This window comes from Pseudoalteromonas sp. GABNS16E, from assembly GCF_028598715.1.
Lineage (GTDB): Bacteria > Pseudomonadota > Gammaproteobacteria > Enterobacterales > Alteromonadaceae > Pseudoalteromonas > Pseudoalteromonas atlantica.
Genome location: NZ_JAQREZ010000015.1, coordinates 62662 through 77615 on the forward strand (window position 1 = coordinate 62662; position 14954 = coordinate 77615).

Below are 14954 nucleotides of genomic sequence, written 5' to 3' on the forward strand. Positions count from 1 at the left end.
GTTTTACGCAGTCTTAAATGATGCCGATATAAAACGCTAAACCTTCAATCATTTTTCTTGCCTAAAACTCTTTTCATTCCCACTGAAACCCCTGGTTTTACTAGCCACTTGGGTATAATTGGAAACACGCATTTAGTAATTTTTGGCAAATTGGCTGCATTCTACATGAAGATGCTATTTAGGTCTAACGTTATTTAGATAAACACTACAAATAAGTCGCTTTAGGCAAAAATAGACCCAAACAGCTAAAAAAGTAACTAAACTACTTCAGATCTAGCACATCTTGCATATCATAAAGTCCTGCTGGTTTATTTTGTAACCACTGCGCAGCCCTTATAGCTCCTAATGCAAAGGTCATTCGCGAACTTGCTTTGTGGGTTAATTCAAGCCTTTCGCCCATAGTTGCGAAATAGGCGGTGTGTTCACCTACTATGTCCCCGCCTCTTAGTACTGAATAGCCAATTTCATTTTGTGATTTTGCGGTTTCTACTTGGCTGCGGTCATATACCGCTACTTCATCGTGATCCCACCCTTTAGCCTGTGCAATAGATTCACCAATGGCTAATGCTGTGCCCGATGGCGCATCTATTTTATGACGATGATGCGCTTCAAAAACTTCTATATCTAGGTCGTCACCAAATTTAGTGGCCGCTGTTTGCACTAGGTTAAGTAGCACATTAACGCCAACGCTGTAGTTACGCGCAAACACAATAGGAATATGTTTAGCAGCATTTTCTAATAATGCCATGTCTTCACTAGTTAAACCTGTGGTGCCTATAACCATGGGCAGTTTTTTATCGAGCGCTGTTTTTAAGTGATTGCGCATACCTGCTGGTAACGTGAAATCGATAAGTACATCAACATCAGCAACCTTGCTCTCGTCGCTAAAGCTAATGGCTTTGTCGGCTGCACTGTTTACTTGATTTACATTAATACCCAATAACGATGAGCTGCTGCGAACATACGCACCACCAAGTTGTGTTTGCTCTTTAATTGTCGCGGCTTCTAATAGGGCTAAGCCCATTCTGCCGTTAGCACCAAAAACACCTATTCGATTCATTGTTATTGCCTTAATCTGATTTAGTTGGATCTGTTGTTGCGTACCCTGACTAATTTGCCGCCCTAAACTTGCTTTGAGCAATTATTAGCCGCATATAATCGCACACCGGTAGATATTATCTAAAAGTCGTGCAATAGTCAGGTAAGCCCTTAATTAAATAATAATAACAATACCAGTTTACTTTAGCCATCTATACATTTAAACTTCTCTTTCGCGTCGATTTGGTCTTTGGCTTGCGGGCGCTGTGGTCATCTACTTTTCAATTAAAGAGTGATCTACTAAATTCAGCTAAAAGAGGAGTTTTGGCTGTGGTTATACTAACTGGTTATGAGGAATACAATGCAGCCAACATTTAATAAAAACAAAGCAATTCTATCTTTGCTTCCCCTTCTTACCTTTGTAGCCCTTTTTTTAGGCTCAGGTTTATATTTACAATCGCAAGGGGTTGATTACGCTTTTTACCAGCTCCCAGCGCCGGTTGCTATACTACCCGCTATTATGCTTGCCTTTATTTTAAACAAAGGCACAGTAAACCAATGTGTTGAAACCTTTATTAAAGGAGCAGGACACAACAACATTATTACCATGTGTTTAATTTACTTACTTGCCGGTGCATTTTCGGCAGTAGCAAGTGCCACCGGTGGTGTGGATGCGGTTGTAAACGCTGGCTTGTCACTTATTCCCCCGTCGCTGTTATTACCTGGGCTATTTTTAATTGCTGCGGTTGTCTCTACTGCAATGGGTACATCAATGGGTACCATTGGTGCTATAGGGCCAATTGCCTATGCGGTATCCGTTAAAACAGGCATCGACCCTGCACTAATGGCCGGTACTATAGTATCGGGCGCAATGTTTGGTGATAACCTTTCTATTATTTCAGACACAACCATTGCGGCAACGCGTACGCAAGGCTGTGAAATGAAAGACAAGTTTAAAGAAAACTTAAAAATAGCGGTTCCTGCTGCCGTATTAACCATTGCTTTGCTGCTTTATTTAACACCTGCTCCACAAGCAGTAGAAACTAAAGATTTTGATTTATTATTAGTGCTGCCTTATGCCTTTATTTTAGTATTGGCTGTTGCCGGTATGAACGTGTTTGTGGTGCTATTTAGCGGTATTGTATTTGCTGCTCTAATGGGCTTTACCGGCAGCTACGAAGGCGCAAGCTTTGTAAAAGATATTTACAAAGGCTTTACCGATATGCAGGAAATATTTTTACTTTCTATGTTTATTGGTGGCTTATCTGAATTTATTCGTATTAACGGCGGCCTTGATTTTCTGGCACAAAAAATTCAAGCCATTACAAAAGTGATTGCCAAGTGGCACCGCAAAGTAGCTGATCAGCTAGGTATAGCTGCGTTGGTATTAACCAGCAACGTGTGTATAGCCAATAACACGGTATCCATTATTGTTGCAGGTCCTATTGCTAAAAAACTTGCTGATGATGGCGAAATAAGTGGTAAACGCTCTGCAAGTTTACTTGATATTTTTGCTTGTGTTACGCAAGGCTCACTGCCCTATGGTGCTCAAGCATTACTGTTAGGTGCTACGTTTAAAATTAGCCCGTGGGAAGTATCAACGTCATCTTACTACTGCTTTATTTTAGCCTTTACTGCCATTGCCGTTATTTGTCTGCGCCGCAATAAAGCCTAAATTTTGTGCAAAACCTTATGTTGCAGCTTAATAAATAAGCTGCAACATATGTTAAAATAATAATCTACAAATCAATACCTTGTGCTATAATGCGCGCTTTCGCGTGTCACTAAAATTATAGTTAAATACAGATTATGAAATTTAAAAAAATACTTCCCCTCGTTACCCTTACGTCAATCGCTTTATCATCTTCTGCCCTTGCTGCTAATTGGAGCAGTACCGCATTACATGTTAATAATGGCGACCAAAAAAACCCATTTACCAAGCAAGAATCAGACACTACTGTTTACTCGCTGCAACATGCATCGGGCTATGATTACGGTGATAACTTTTTCTTTATTGATTACAGCAAAGACGATACAACCGACGGCTACCAAGATAGCGACTTTTACGGCGAATGGTATTCTACGGTAAGCTTATCGGCTATTAGCGGTGAGAAAATTGGCGCTGGTGCATTATTAGATGTAGGCCTTACTGGCGGAATTAACGTTGCCGGCGATGCAAAAATGATGAAATACCTACCGGGTGTTAAATTAAGCTGGGATGTACCTGGGTTCAACTTTTTTCAAACACTTGTCACTGCCTATATTGATGACAGTGAAGGCGTAGCAAAAGGCGGTGCCCCTATTGAAACTAACAGCTGGATGTTTGATGTAGCCTTTGAATACCCGTTTACCCTAGGCTCGCAAAAATTTAGCTTTAAAGGACACGCTGAGTACATTGCAGAGCGCGAAGATGAATTTGGTAACGACGTAGAAGCGTGGATACTTGCACAGCCTATTTTAGTATGGGATATGGGCCACGCGTTAGAAATGAAAGAAAACACCCTATTACTGGGTATGGAACTGCAATACTGGCATAACAAGCTAGGCACTGAGGTCACTGAATCGGTTCCACAAATACACGTTGAGTGGACATTTTAAGCCCTTACAGTGTAAACATTACTTTTAAACGGAGCACTTAAACAGTGCTCTTTTTTTGCCATGAAAACTATTTAATTGAACAGCCTTTAATACTTAGTTATTGTCTTACTTTAATTAAAGCCGTGTGCTTGCCTTTAATAGGAGTAAGGAAATGCCAGCGATTAAAGTTATTTGTTTGTCTGCATTATTAGCCTTTACTAATAATGCATTTGCCAGTAGTACAGAATCCTCTAAAACCCTCTCTTACGATGCACTTTTAACAAATTATCAGTATGATTTTAAAGTAAATTATTTTGATATTGCATCACAAAAGCAATCGCTAAAAATGGCGTATATTTATTTAAAACCCACACAAAAAAATATGCCAACAGTGACGCTAATGCACGGTAAAAACTTTAATGCCGACTACTGGAGCCCCACAGCTCGTTACTTACAGTCGCTTGGGTTTGGGGTGCTGATCCCCGATCAAATTGGTTTTGGTAAATCTTCAAAGCCCACTAACTATCAATATTCATTTGCGGTGCTTGCGCATCATACACATGCATTAATGGACTCGCTAAAGCTTGAAAAGTCGATTGTTGTTGGCCACTCTATGGGGGGAATGCTAGCGAGCCGCTTTGCATTAATGTACCCAGATACAACCACTAAACTGATTTTGCTTAATCCAATAGGGCTTGAAAACTACTTACACTATGTAAAATACAAAGACACCAACTTTTTTTATAAAAATGAGCTTAACAAAACGCCCGAAGGTGTTAAAAAGTACCAGCAAAAAAACTATTACGACGGTCAATGGAATACCCAGTATTCAGCATTAACCGACTTTATTACAGGGCAAATACAAGGCCCAGATAAAGAGCAAATTGCCTGGGTTAACGCTAAAACCTACGATATGATTTTTACCCAACCGGTGATCACTGAATTTAAAGACTTAACCGTGCCCGTTAAATTAATTATTGGTACGCGTGACAGAACAGGCCCTGGCCGAAACTGGAAAAAAGACGGGATAGATTATCAGCTGGGGCGTTACGACAAATTAGGAAAACACGCTGCTGCGCTTATTCCTGATTCGCAACTGTTTGAACTTGATAATTTAGGTCATTTACCGCAAGTAGAAGATTTTGAGCGATTTAAGGCAGTGTTTAAACAAGCACTAAGTGAGTAATAGCTTTATGCCTAATAAAATAAAGCCCCTGTAAGTAAACTGCTTACAGGGGCTTTTTATATAAAACTAATTTACAGCGTACATTGCGGGTTTTTACCCTGCGATTTAGCCGTACTTTGCTCGCTAAGTGCTTCGCTCATTTGTGCTTGTAAATTATTAATTCGATTGCTCGGTGCAGGGTGAGTAGATAAAAACTCAGGTGTGCTACCACTGCCTGCTGCGCTCATATTTTGCCAAAGCCTTACCGACTCTTGTGGGTTAAAGCCAGCTTGCGCCATTAAATCTAAGCCAATGGTATCGGCCTCTGATTCGTGTGAACGGCTAAATGGTAAAACTACGCCGTACTGCGCCCCTAAGCCTAAACCTTGCATAATTTCGTTGCGGTATTGTACGTTGCCCATTTCAAGCGCTGCGCTGCCTAATTGCATACCGGTATCTAAAATTGAGCTTTGCGATACACGCTCATTTGAATGCTCTGCTATAACGTGGCCCACTTCGTGCCCTAGTACGGTTGCAAGCTGATCTTGATTCGTGGCTATTTTTAATAACCCCGTATGAACACCTATGTAGCCACCAGGTAATGCAAAAGCATTTGCCGACTCATCTTCAAATACCACGACTTCCCAATTTTGTGAGGCGTATTCTTTTGGTAAAACAGCCACGACCTTTTCAGCAATACAATATACATACGCATTGGTTTTTGCATCTTTATTGATTGGCTGTGACTCCTTCATTTGAGCAAAACTTGCGGTGCCCATTTCACTCATTTGTTGATCTGAATACAGCGCAATTTGAGTACGCCCCGTAGGCGATGTTTTACAGCCGGCTAAAACTGCAGTTGCGAGTAAGGCAAGGGCTAGTTTTTTCATGGTGTTTCCTTCAAGTCTTTAATTTTTATTAGTTGTAGAATAGCAAACACGGTGCCAGTTTAGAATCTTTGCTCTTTATTACGCCGCTTTTTATTTTTAATAAATAAATGACCTTGCCAGACAAACTAAGTTTATACCCTTGCATAGCCCTGTTACACTATAAGCCTTGTTTTTAGTGAATGTTGAGTGACTACATGGACGCCTCGGCCTCGTCTTTTAATACCCGAATTTTGTTACCCTTGTTAGCCAGTATTGTTGCTATTACGCCGCTGGCTATAGACATGTACTTACCGGCCATGTTGGTTATTGCGAACGATTTACAAACCACTATGCCAAATGTACAAATTTCGCTAAGTATTTATTTGGCTGGCTACTCGCTAGGCATGTTATTTTTTGGCCCTATTGCCGATCAACTCGGACGACGAAAACTAGCCCGAATTGGCTTAACCTTATTTGGTGCAAGCTCATTTGCGCTGGCTATTACCACCGAAATACACACCTTTTGGGCACTTAGAGCCGTGCAAGCATTCACCGGCGCGGCAGCCACGGTGGTTGTGCCTGGCATAATTAGGCATATTTACCAAAAAAACACCGCTAAAGGCATGTCGTATGTATCTATGATCATGATGGTAGCGCCCTTAGTTGCCCCCTCTGTGGGGTCGTTTATTTTAGGATTCTCGGTATGGTCAACCATATTTTTGGTTCTTGCTGCCTATAGCTTTTTAATTTTAGCGTTTGTACAAGTGTATTTAATTGATATCCCCATTCATAAAAATGAGAAAAAAGGCCTAGCCTTGTTTTTCGACAGCTATAAAACGGTACTTAGTAATAAAGATGCACGTGCAGACATATTGAGCTCTATGTTTGTCTCGTTTGGCTTTTTTTGCTTTTTAACCTCAGTGCCTTTTGTATACTTAGATTTATATAATGTATCTGAGCAATTATTTGGTATTTTATTCGCATTTAATGTCATGGCACTTATGTGTGGTAACTTTTTAAATACCCGAATTGTACCAAGAATTGGCTCTCGAAAAATGCTGTACATAGGGCTTGTATGTGGCTTTGCCTCTGGGCTGGCACTGCTTACATTTAGCTTGTTGCAGCTTTCTTTATATTACATTGTAGCGGCCATTGCGCCTTTAATGATGAGCCTAGGGGTAACGGCGAGTAATGCTGATTCATTAATATTAATGAAGTTTGAAAAAAACACCGGTACAGCCACCGCTGTTATTGGGACGCTGCGCTTTGGCAGTGGCGCGCTCGTTGGCCCATTGCTTGCGGTAGTGCATGCAAAAAGTGCAGTGCCGTTTTCAAGCTTAATGTTTAGCGCCGTGTTATTAACTATGCTGGTGCAGTTAATCCACTATAAAATAGACAAAAAAAATGCCTCATAATGAGGCATTTTTTATAAACAGTGACTAATTAAGCGTCTGCTGCTTTAGATACCATAACCATTGCAGGACGTAATAAACGACCATTTAATGTGTATCCTTTTTGCATTACTGCAAGTACCGTGTTTGGTGAAACATCGTTACTTGGTTGGATAGACATTGCTTGGTGGAATTCTGGATTGAATTGCTCACCTTGTGGGTTAACAATTTCAACGCCAAACTTTGCAACCGCATCGTTAAAGCTTTTAACTGTCATATCAATACCTTCAAGCAATGGCTTTAGGGTTTCGTTTTCTTTATCAGAAAACTCAATAGCACGCTCTAGGTTATCGATTACTGGAAGTAATTCGTTAGCAAACTTTTCCAGTGCAAATTTATGTGCTTTTTCTACATCTTGTGCAGCACGACGACGAATATTATCTACATCTGCGGCGGCGCGTACAACGCTGTCTTTTTGATCCGCAATGGTTTGCTTTGCGGTTTCAAGCTCTGCGTATAGCATTGCAATTTCAGCTTCAGGGCTTTGCTCTTGGTCTGCTTCGTGTTGCTCTGCGGCTTCTACTGCTGCTTCAACATCAGCTTCCATTTGAGCTACTTCTTCGTTTAGTTCTACTTCTTGCTCTGGGTTTTGTGTCTGCTCAGACATAAAATACGTGCTCCAATTCTTTACAACTGCGGTAATTATGGGGATTGAATAAAAAGATTCAAGAGTTAGATGGCTCTAATAATTTAAATTCTTGGATTAATTGTTCAATTTGCGCCGATTTAGGGCAAATTACGCAAAAGCGGCTTTGATACTCTTGATTTTGAAAGTACGGCACACTAATTACTATCAGCTCATTACACTCTGTAAACGGTAAGTTTTCAGTGTTTAAAACTGATACCCCGTTTTTAAATGCGAGTTTATCTTCGACAAAATTTAAAAATGAAACGCCAATATTTAAGCTTTGCTCGCAATCGACCTTTTTATATAAATAGTTTTCGCCTACTACAATACTGTTATCTGATCCAAGCTTATGACTAAGCTGGCGCGTCCACTGTGTCAGTGAGTCATGGCAATTACGCGGTGCGGTGTTTGCCATTGCTTGCATTCTGTACAAACCTTCCATTAAGGTTTGTTGGCTAAATACTGTGTTTAACCAAGTTGCAAATTGATAACGCACGGCATCTGAGGAATCATCAGGTTTGTTGATACAAATATTATGGCTTTGCCCTGCTCTATCTATTAGCAGTACAAGCCAATCGTTAGAATCAAACTCAAGCACTTCTACTCTAAACACTTGTTGTGAGCTTGCTTGGGGTAAGCCTACACAACAACATACTTGGTACTTTTTACTTAATCCATGGGCCAGCTCCACAAGTTGTTCTTGTTGTGGCTGCCAGTAATTAGCTATTTCAGCTAACGGAAAAAACTCATCAAACCAATAATCAAACCCTTGGTTTGTAGGCACACGCCCTGCCGATGTATGAGGGGAATATAACAAGCCTACTTTTTCAAGTCGCGCCATAGCATTTCGTACCGTGGCAGAACAAACCGCCATGCCTTTTTGCTTCGCTATTTTTGTTGATGGAACGGGTAACCCTTCACCATTACAATAAAGGCTCATCACTGCTGAAAAAATTTGTTGATCTCGCGGGTTTATATTCATGTTATCTACATCTTGTTGCATGAAAGAGATATCGGGGCAGTTAAAACAAATTCAAGCCTAAAGCACGCTTTAAGTGAATATGTTGTTGCATGCATTACAATAAAACACTGCTGCAACTATTTTTAAGCATTAAATACAAAAATTAAAGGGGTAATTTAATCTGTTGAGCCAATAATCAGCTCTTAGGTGAGCTTAGCAATATACAGGCGTAATTGAATCATTATCATATTGGTAAATCTGTGTTTTCAAACACTTCTGTTTTGAGTTACCCTACAAAAATATTATTACTTTTTATTGCAGCCGTTATGCACTCACCGTTTAAAACTATTGGCCTTATAGGTAAACCAAACCATCCTAAAGCTGCGGCTACGTTACAGCGTTTACATACTTTTTTATCGGCTCTTGGCTTTACCGTGATTGTAGAAAAGCGCACCGGTGGGCAGTTATCGGATGTCCCTGATACTCATCAAGTTGACCTTGTTAGCTTAGGCGAGCAAGCCGACCTTGCTATTGTTGTAGGGGGTGATGGCAATATGCTTGGTGCTGCTCGCGTACTGGCACGCTTTGACGTAGCTGTAATAGGCGTAAACAGAGGTAATTTAGGGTTTTTAACCGACTTAAATCCAGAGGGCTTTGAAGGTAGCCTAGAGCAAGTGTTAAGCGGCGAATATTTAGAAGAAAAACGCTTTTTGCTCGAGGTAGAAGTATACCGCCATAACGAACTTAAAAGTGCGAATTCAGCCGTTAACGAAGCGGTTCTACACGCCGACAAAGTTGCCCACATGATTGAGTTTGAAGCTTTTATTAATAATGACTTTGTGTTTTCTCAGCGCTCTGATGGCTTAATTGTATCAACCCCTACCGGCTCTACAGCTTATTCTTTATCGGGTGGCGGGCCCATTTTAACACCTGAGCTTAATGCAATTTCGTTAGTGCCTATGTTTCCGCATACATTATCAAGTAGACCCTTTGTGGTTGATGCCGATAACGAAGTACGCTTAAAGTTAAGCCTTGAGAACACCGACAGCTTACAAGTCAGTTGCGACAGCCATGTAGTGCTTGCCGTTTTACCCGGCGATGAAGTGGTTATTAAAAAAGCCGACAGAAAACTGCGCTTAATTCACCCAAAAAACTACTCTTACTACAACGTTTTACGTACTAAACTTAATTGGGGCAGCCGTTTATACTAATTTTATTGCCAAGCGTAGTGCTTTAGCGCAAAATACAAGACAAATAAAAATTAATCAAACTAGGAATATCTAGCAATGACTTATGTTGTTATCTTTGCTTTGTTATTACTTATCACTTTGCTTGGCGTTTATATTAGAATTGAAAACAATAGAAAAAAAGCATTAGAAATCAAGAAAAAACAATTTAACGAACGTGTTGCCCAAGTAAGCACTCGCCTAAAAGCCAAGCTTAATAGCTTATTAGAAGCTAAAATAATAAGACCTAAGTATGTAGCGCAAATACAGGCAATTGTGACCAATTTTTTTGTGGTTCAGCCCCATACTGATGAAAACCTGCAACATTTAGAAGATATTAGCGACAGCTTAGTGAGCACGCTTTCGATAGAGTTTCAAAAAGCACTGCAAAGTGAAAACGCCCAAGCGCTACAAGATAATATACAGTACTTTGTGAGTGAGTTACCCCAGCAAGGCATACTATATAATAAAGCGTTTTATCATGAAATTTTACCCTCATTGATTGTACAAATTAAAACTGACACAACTGAAAACCCAAGCGAAAGCCTTGAAAATACTGACGAACCCCCTTCTGATGAAAGTACTGACTCTGATAGTCAGTTTTCTCAAAATGCGAGTGTTGCTTAAAAAGTAAAAAATTAATTTGCAAAAAACCTAAACACTGTATAAATTAACAGTTAATTCGCTGGATGGATGAACAGTATGTTAATTGGTTTAGAAATTAAAAATTTTGCAATTGTAAGTAACTTAAGCACAGAGTGGCATAACGGCATGACGGCGATCACGGGTGAAACCGGCGCGGGTAAATCGATTGCCATTGATGCACTTTCACTGTGTTTAGGCGAGCGCGCTGAAGCGTCGGCGGTTCGCCCTGGAACAGATAAAGCAGAAGTGTGCGCACAATTTGATTTAACTGCCCTTCCTCTTGCTAAAGCATTTTTAGGACAACACATGCTAACGAGTAACGACAACGAATGCCTACTTAGACGTGTTGTATGTAAAAATGGCCGCAGCAAAAGCTATATTAATGGCAGCGCTGTTACAGCAGCTCAACTTAAAGAGCTGGGACAGTATTTAATTTCTATACACGGACAGCATGCTCATCAGCACCTTTTAAAAGCTGAACACCAGCTGCAACTGCTAGACGCCTACGCAGGACATAATCAGCTTGTAAAAGCGGTTAGTCAAAGCTTTAAATTATATGCAAACCTGCAAAAAGAATTTAAACAGCTTGAGCAACAGCAATTACAACAAGCCGCTCAAAAACAATTACTCGAATACCAAGTTGCCGAATTAGATGAGTTTGCCTTACAAGACGGCGAGTTTGAACAAATAGAAGCCGAACATTACAAGCTAAGTAATAGCCAAACCATTTTAGAAGCCTGCCAGCGCGAACTTCAACATTTATACGAAAGTGATGAGCAAAATGCCTGTTCAATGCTGCAACACAGCGCTCAGCAATTTGCCGAGCTTGCAAATTATGACGAAAGCTTAGCAAGTGTAGCTGCATTATTAGATGAAGCCGCAGTGCAAGTTGAAGAAGCAAGAAGAGAAGTAAGAAACTACGCAGAGCAGGCCGACTTAGACCCTGCTCGATTAACAGAAGTAGAAGCGCGCTTAAGTGGCGCGATGGACTTAGCCCGTAAGCATCATATAAAGCCTCAAGAGCTGGTTGAGTTTCATCAAGGTTTAACACAAGAGCTAGAATCAATTAGTAACAATAGCTCACGTTTGGCGCAATTAGACGATGAAATAACTAATGCGCTAAGTGCATACCAGCACGCCAGTGAACAGCTAAGCGAAAGTCGCCATAAATATGCTAATACATTAAATCAATTAATTAGTGAAAGCATGGCTAATTTATCGATGGAAAATGGGGTCTTTGAAATTCAGCTTACTCAAGAAGCTGAGCGCCAACCCAATGCATTAGGTTTTGATAGCGTCTCGTTTTTGGTCTCTACTAATCCTGGGCAGCCATTACAACCTTTAGCTAAAGTTGCCTCGGGTGGTGAGCTGTCGCGTATTAGCCTTGCCATACAGGTGATCATTGCCCAAAAAGTGACAACGCCAACGCTTATTTTTGACGAAGTGGATGTAGGTATATCAGGTCCTACCGCCTCCTCTGTAGGGAAGTTACTACGCCAACTAGGAAAATCAACACAGGTTATTTGTGTAACCCATTTACCCCAGGTTGCAAGTAGTGCGCATCAGCAGTTTTTTGTAGCAAAAGAAATAGCACAAGGCGAAACCTTTACTCAAATGCTCAGCCTAAATAAAGACGGCCGTATTAATGAAATTGCACGCTTACTTGGCGGCGATAATATAAGTAAAACCGCTAAAGCAAATGCTAAAGAGCTTATTATGGCGCACGCCTAAGTTATACTTTTGCTACAACAGTGGAGAGACGTTTTAAATGCAAAGCATGCTGATAAATTTTTGCCATGTTACTGGGTGGCTACTTGTTGTTTTGAGCTTTTTGCTTATTGGGTTTAGTAAGTTTAAGCACGCAGAATTTAAGCTAAAACTCTTTAGCTTTTTAAAACTTATATTGGTTTATCAAGTAACGGTGAGTGTTTGGCAGTGGTTTATTATTGGCAACATAGTGGCTAATAACCAATGGTTACTTTTATTAGCACAGATACTGTGCAGTGCAATGTGCTATTTAAGTTTACAGCGGCGAAAAAGTAAAAGCCGCCCCAACCTTGATAGTTTTTCTATGGATTAACTAATACAAGCGTTAAGAGCAAGTTCTATTTTTACCTTGCTCTTTTGCTTTGTATAATCGCTCGTCTGCAAGCTTTATGTCTTGGGCTATGGTTGTATCTAACTGGCTTTGCACAAGCCCCATACTTATAGTTAATACCACCGATTTTCCATTCATGCGCACTGGATTTTTTTGTAATTCGGCATGAATTTTTTCTGCAATACTTTGCCCCTGATCTTTGTCGCTGTTTGGTAGTGCAATTAAAAACTCTTCACCGCCCCACCGAGAAGCAATACCTTGCTTTGGCATGCTCTTTTTTAAAGTATTGGCAAGTTGGGTTAACGCTTCATCACCAAAGTCGTGGCCGTAGTTATCATTAATGTTTTTGAAATTATCAACATCAGCTAGCAAAATTACATACGGCTGCTTAGTTTTTTTATGAAGATGTTTAAGCTCAGCAAGTTCTTTCATCATAAAACGTCTGTTAGGTAAATCAGTTAAGTGATCTATTGTGGCAAGGCGCTCATTTTTTTGACTCAGCGCGACTATTTTTTCATTGTATTTTTCGCGTGAGCGCTCATAAAAACCACTTAATAAAGCAACAATAATAAAAGAAATGACCACCCTTAGTGGAAGTGCTTCAGGCTGATAATCATAAATATTAAAGTTATCTGTAATAATAAAGCCGGCGATCACGGCAAATAAAAAGGCAACAATATCAAATGTTCCTTTTTTAAGGCCTCTAATAGAGTAAGTCACCGGTGATACAATAAATATCCAAATTGGCCCAGTACCTTCAGCTCCACCCGAGATCACTAAATACAGCATTAAACAGTAAAGGTTATATAAAATGGTGGTCGCTGATTTTTCGACTGCGCGGTAAAGGCTAAAAGCCCACGCATAAAAACCAGCTGAAACTAGCAGCATAATACCAAGCACTACATCAGCATTAGACAATGCATTACACGCCATAGCGAAGGTAGCTATAAATCCGATGGTCGAAAAAAAGCGAACAATTAGCTTTCTTTCTCTGTTGTCTGAGTATGCATTCATATTATTATTTTTTATTTGCAAGCGAGCTTTAAAAGCTCATTATTCGGGGATTAAAAAAAGAAGTTAAAAGCAAGTGTGTACTGAAAAAATATTTTAAGCAAGATTTACACATTATTTATTGATTAACAGTAAAGCTTTAATACTTTTTTATTTGATAATATGTAATAAAAAGCAAGTATTTAGCACTATAGCATAAAATAATATCGGAGCAGTTATTTAGGCTATTAGATTAGAGGGCATCATGATTCACCCTCCCTTGAGTTGGACAATCTTTATTCTTGCAAACTCAATTTTTGAACAGAACGAGCTTTAATACAACGCTTAAATTGATGCTCAATTATCGCTCATAGAACAAGAGAATAAATGTATTTTTTATGTTCTGATAAAACAATTTTGAAATTAAATTAACTTTAAGTTTAACTATTTAGGCTTGATAAAAGAAGATTTTTTGGTCATTATTTACCTTAATCAGGGATGAGTACGGTTATTGTATTGTAGGATTCCATGGTAATTACACGCTTCATTGAAAATAATGAAACATAGGATAGAACAATAACTTTAAGGATTAAAAATGAATAAGTTTACTCTTATTATTCCTGCACTAATAGTGCTAACAGGATGCAAAAGTAATGATATTACCCGAGCTGTAAAAGATGGCATTAACGGCGCTGTAAATGGTGTATCAAGTTCTACAAACCAATCAATAACATCATCTAATCAAAGCTCTTATACCACTACCCAAACAAAAGTTTACCCCCATGAAGCAACTAAAGAGTCTAGAGACTATGGCCAAATCCAATTAATAAAAACGGCAGCTAATCCAAACAAACAAACTAGAGTCGCAATCAATAAATGTTTACACCCACGCGTGGGACAAGTGAAATGTTCAGCATACATGCATGAAATTAGCCCTGAAGGCTGGGTAGTTGACGCTCAAAACAACCGTATTTGGCTCGAAACAAGATCAAATCATTACGACAAGGTAGTTCCTTCTGGTAATTACTACATGAAAGTAAAAACCGAAGGCGTCGCAAAAGAAAGTTACGCAGTTGGTGATATTAATATAGTACCGTTCGTTACTAATTACGTTGACATAACATTCGAATAAAACAAACAAAAAAGCAAGCCACTTGGCTTGCTTTTAAAATTATTTAGAATGTCTTGTCCTGAAATGTGTTTACACATTTAGGACTTATTTTATGAAAACCACTAAAACTAAAGACGTTAAGCGTACTCAGCGAGATTATACATTAGGCTTTAAATTATCTATTGTTGAGCAAGT

The 14954-nt window shown here is 39.6% G+C and carries 13 protein-coding genes; 8 read left to right on the forward strand and 5 right to left on the reverse strand.

Features of this window, described 5'->3' with window-relative positions; all coding sequences use genetic code 11:
- Window positions 1–262: 262 nt before the first annotated feature.
- On the reverse strand, window positions 263–1060 hold the full coding sequence (gene dapB, locus PSI06_RS08545; protein WP_138685009.1) for a 4-hydroxy-tetrahydrodipicolinate reductase: 798 nt from the start codon (window positions 1058–1060) through the stop codon (window positions 263–265).
- 339 nt (window positions 1061–1399) lie between these two features.
- On the opposite strand from dapB, the gene PSI06_RS08550 reads away from it, so the two are divergent.
- The 3 genes from PSI06_RS08550 (at window position 1400) to PSI06_RS08560 (ending at window position 4801) form a co-directional block, all read left to right on the forward strand.
- Window positions 1400–2713 carry a Na+/H+ antiporter NhaC family protein gene (locus tag PSI06_RS08550; RefSeq protein ID WP_004588096.1) on the forward strand — a complete coding sequence of 438 codons (1314 nt, stop codon included), beginning with the start codon at window positions 1400–1402 and terminating at the stop codon, window positions 2711–2713.
- A 134-nt stretch (window positions 2714–2847) separates the two neighbouring features.
- The gene (locus tag PSI06_RS08555) at window positions 2848–3636 is read left to right on the forward strand and encodes a nucleoside-binding protein (RefSeq protein WP_273604138.1); all 789 of its coding nucleotides are present in this window, start codon (window positions 2848–2850) and stop codon (window positions 3634–3636) included.
- Between the two features lie 151 nt (window positions 3637–3787).
- Entirely contained in the window at window positions 3788–4801 is a 1014-nt protein-coding gene (locus PSI06_RS08560) for an alpha/beta fold hydrolase (protein ID WP_273604137.1), read from the forward strand.
- A gap of 71 nt (window positions 4802–4872) precedes the next feature.
- Here the strand turns inward: PSI06_RS08560 and PSI06_RS08565 are convergent, their stop codons facing one another.
- Entirely contained in the window at window positions 4873–5670 is a 798-nt protein-coding gene (locus tag PSI06_RS08565; protein WP_273604136.1) for a M48 family metallopeptidase, read from the reverse strand.
- 194 nt (window positions 5671–5864) lie between these two features.
- On the opposite strand from PSI06_RS08565, the gene PSI06_RS08570 reads away from it, so the two are divergent.
- Window positions 5865–7064 carry a Bcr/CflA family multidrug efflux MFS transporter gene (locus PSI06_RS08570; RefSeq protein WP_273604135.1) on the forward strand — a complete coding sequence of 400 codons (1200 nt, stop codon included), beginning with the start codon at window positions 5865–5867 and terminating at the stop codon, window positions 7062–7064.
- Between the two features lie 28 nt (window positions 7065–7092).
- Here the strand turns inward: PSI06_RS08570 and grpE are convergent, their stop codons facing one another.
- Together grpE and PSI06_RS08580 are read right to left on the reverse strand one after the other, a co-directional pair.
- On the reverse strand, window positions 7093–7707 hold the full coding sequence (gene grpE / locus PSI06_RS08575; protein ID WP_054983111.1) for a nucleotide exchange factor GrpE: 615 nt from the start codon (window positions 7705–7707) through the stop codon (window positions 7093–7095).
- A 58-nt stretch (window positions 7708–7765) separates the two neighbouring features.
- Window positions 7766–8731 carry an HrcA family transcriptional regulator gene (locus PSI06_RS08580; RefSeq protein ID WP_273605008.1) on the reverse strand — a complete coding sequence of 322 codons (966 nt, stop codon included), beginning with the start codon at window positions 8729–8731 and terminating at the stop codon, window positions 7766–7768.
- Window positions 8732–9015: 284 nt separating this feature from the next.
- On the opposite strand from PSI06_RS08580, the gene nadK reads away from it, so the two are divergent.
- From nadK to recN, 3 genes are all read left to right on the forward strand, one after another.
- Window positions 9016–9900 (forward strand): NAD(+) kinase, encoded by an 885-nt coding sequence (gene nadK / locus PSI06_RS08585; RefSeq protein ID WP_273604133.1) that lies wholly within the window; start codon window positions 9016–9018, stop codon window positions 9898–9900.
- 75 nt (window positions 9901–9975) lie between these two features.
- Window positions 9976–10542 (forward strand): hypothetical protein, encoded by a 567-nt coding sequence (locus PSI06_RS08590; protein ID WP_273604132.1) that lies wholly within the window; start codon window positions 9976–9978, stop codon window positions 10540–10542.
- 75 nt (window positions 10543–10617) lie between these two features.
- Window positions 10618–12291 (forward strand): DNA repair protein RecN, encoded by a 1674-nt coding sequence (recN, locus tag PSI06_RS08595; protein WP_273604131.1) that lies wholly within the window; start codon window positions 10618–10620, stop codon window positions 12289–12291.
- A 361-nt stretch (window positions 12292–12652) separates the two neighbouring features.
- Here the strand turns inward: recN and PSI06_RS08600 are convergent, their stop codons facing one another.
- Entirely contained in the window at window positions 12653–13672 is a 1020-nt protein-coding gene (locus tag PSI06_RS08600) for a GGDEF domain-containing protein (RefSeq protein ID WP_273604130.1), read from the reverse strand.
- Window positions 13673–14243: 571 nt separating this feature from the next.
- On the opposite strand from PSI06_RS08600, the gene PSI06_RS08605 reads away from it, so the two are divergent.
- A complete protein-coding gene (locus tag PSI06_RS08605; protein WP_273604129.1) occupies window positions 14244–14780 on the forward strand; it encodes a hypothetical protein in 537 nt (178 codons plus the stop codon).
- Window positions 14781–14954 lie beyond the last annotated feature (174 nt).

What these genes read in the sequence shown, in the direction of transcription:
- PSI06_RS08565 (WP_273604136.1), bottom strand. Translation starts at nt 5,670, where the DNA reads ATGAAAAAACTAGCCCTTGCCTTACTCGCAACTGCAGTTTTAGCCGGC.
- PSI06_RS08590 (WP_273604132.1), top strand. Translation starts at nt 9,976, where the DNA reads ATGACTTATGTTGTTATCTTTGCTTTGTTATTACTTATCACTTTGCTT.
- PSI06_RS08560 (WP_273604137.1), top strand. Translation starts at nt 3,788, where the DNA reads ATGCCAGCGATTAAAGTTATTTGTTTGTCTGCATTATTAGCCTTTACT.
- PSI06_RS08550 (WP_004588096.1), top strand. Translation starts at nt 1,400, where the DNA reads ATGCAGCCAACATTTAATAAAAACAAAGCAATTCTATCTTTGCTTCCC.
- grpE (WP_054983111.1), bottom strand. Translation starts at nt 7,707, where the DNA reads ATGTCTGAGCAGACACAAAACCCAGAGCAAGAAGTAGAACTAAACGAA.
- PSI06_RS08580 (WP_273605008.1), bottom strand. Translation starts at nt 8,731, where the DNA reads ATGCAACAAGATGTAGATAACATGAATATAAACCCGCGAGATCAACAA.
- nadK (WP_273604133.1), top strand. Translation starts at nt 9,016, where the DNA reads ATGCACTCACCGTTTAAAACTATTGGCCTTATAGGTAAACCAAACCAT.
- PSI06_RS08555 (WP_273604138.1), top strand. Translation starts at nt 2,848, where the DNA reads ATGAAATTTAAAAAAATACTTCCCCTCGTTACCCTTACGTCAATCGCT.
- dapB (WP_138685009.1), bottom strand. Translation starts at nt 1,060, where the DNA reads ATGAATCGAATAGGTGTTTTTGGTGCTAACGGCAGAATGGGCTTAGCC.
- PSI06_RS08570 (WP_273604135.1), top strand. Translation starts at nt 5,865, where the DNA reads ATGGACGCCTCGGCCTCGTCTTTTAATACCCGAATTTTGTTACCCTTG.
- PSI06_RS08600 (WP_273604130.1), bottom strand. Translation starts at nt 13,672, where the DNA reads ATGAATGCATACTCAGACAACAGAGAAAGAAAGCTAATTGTTCGCTTT.
- PSI06_RS08605 (WP_273604129.1), top strand. Translation starts at nt 14,244, where the DNA reads ATGAATAAGTTTACTCTTATTATTCCTGCACTAATAGTGCTAACAGGA.
- recN (WP_273604131.1), top strand. Translation starts at nt 10,618, where the DNA reads ATGTTAATTGGTTTAGAAATTAAAAATTTTGCAATTGTAAGTAACTTA.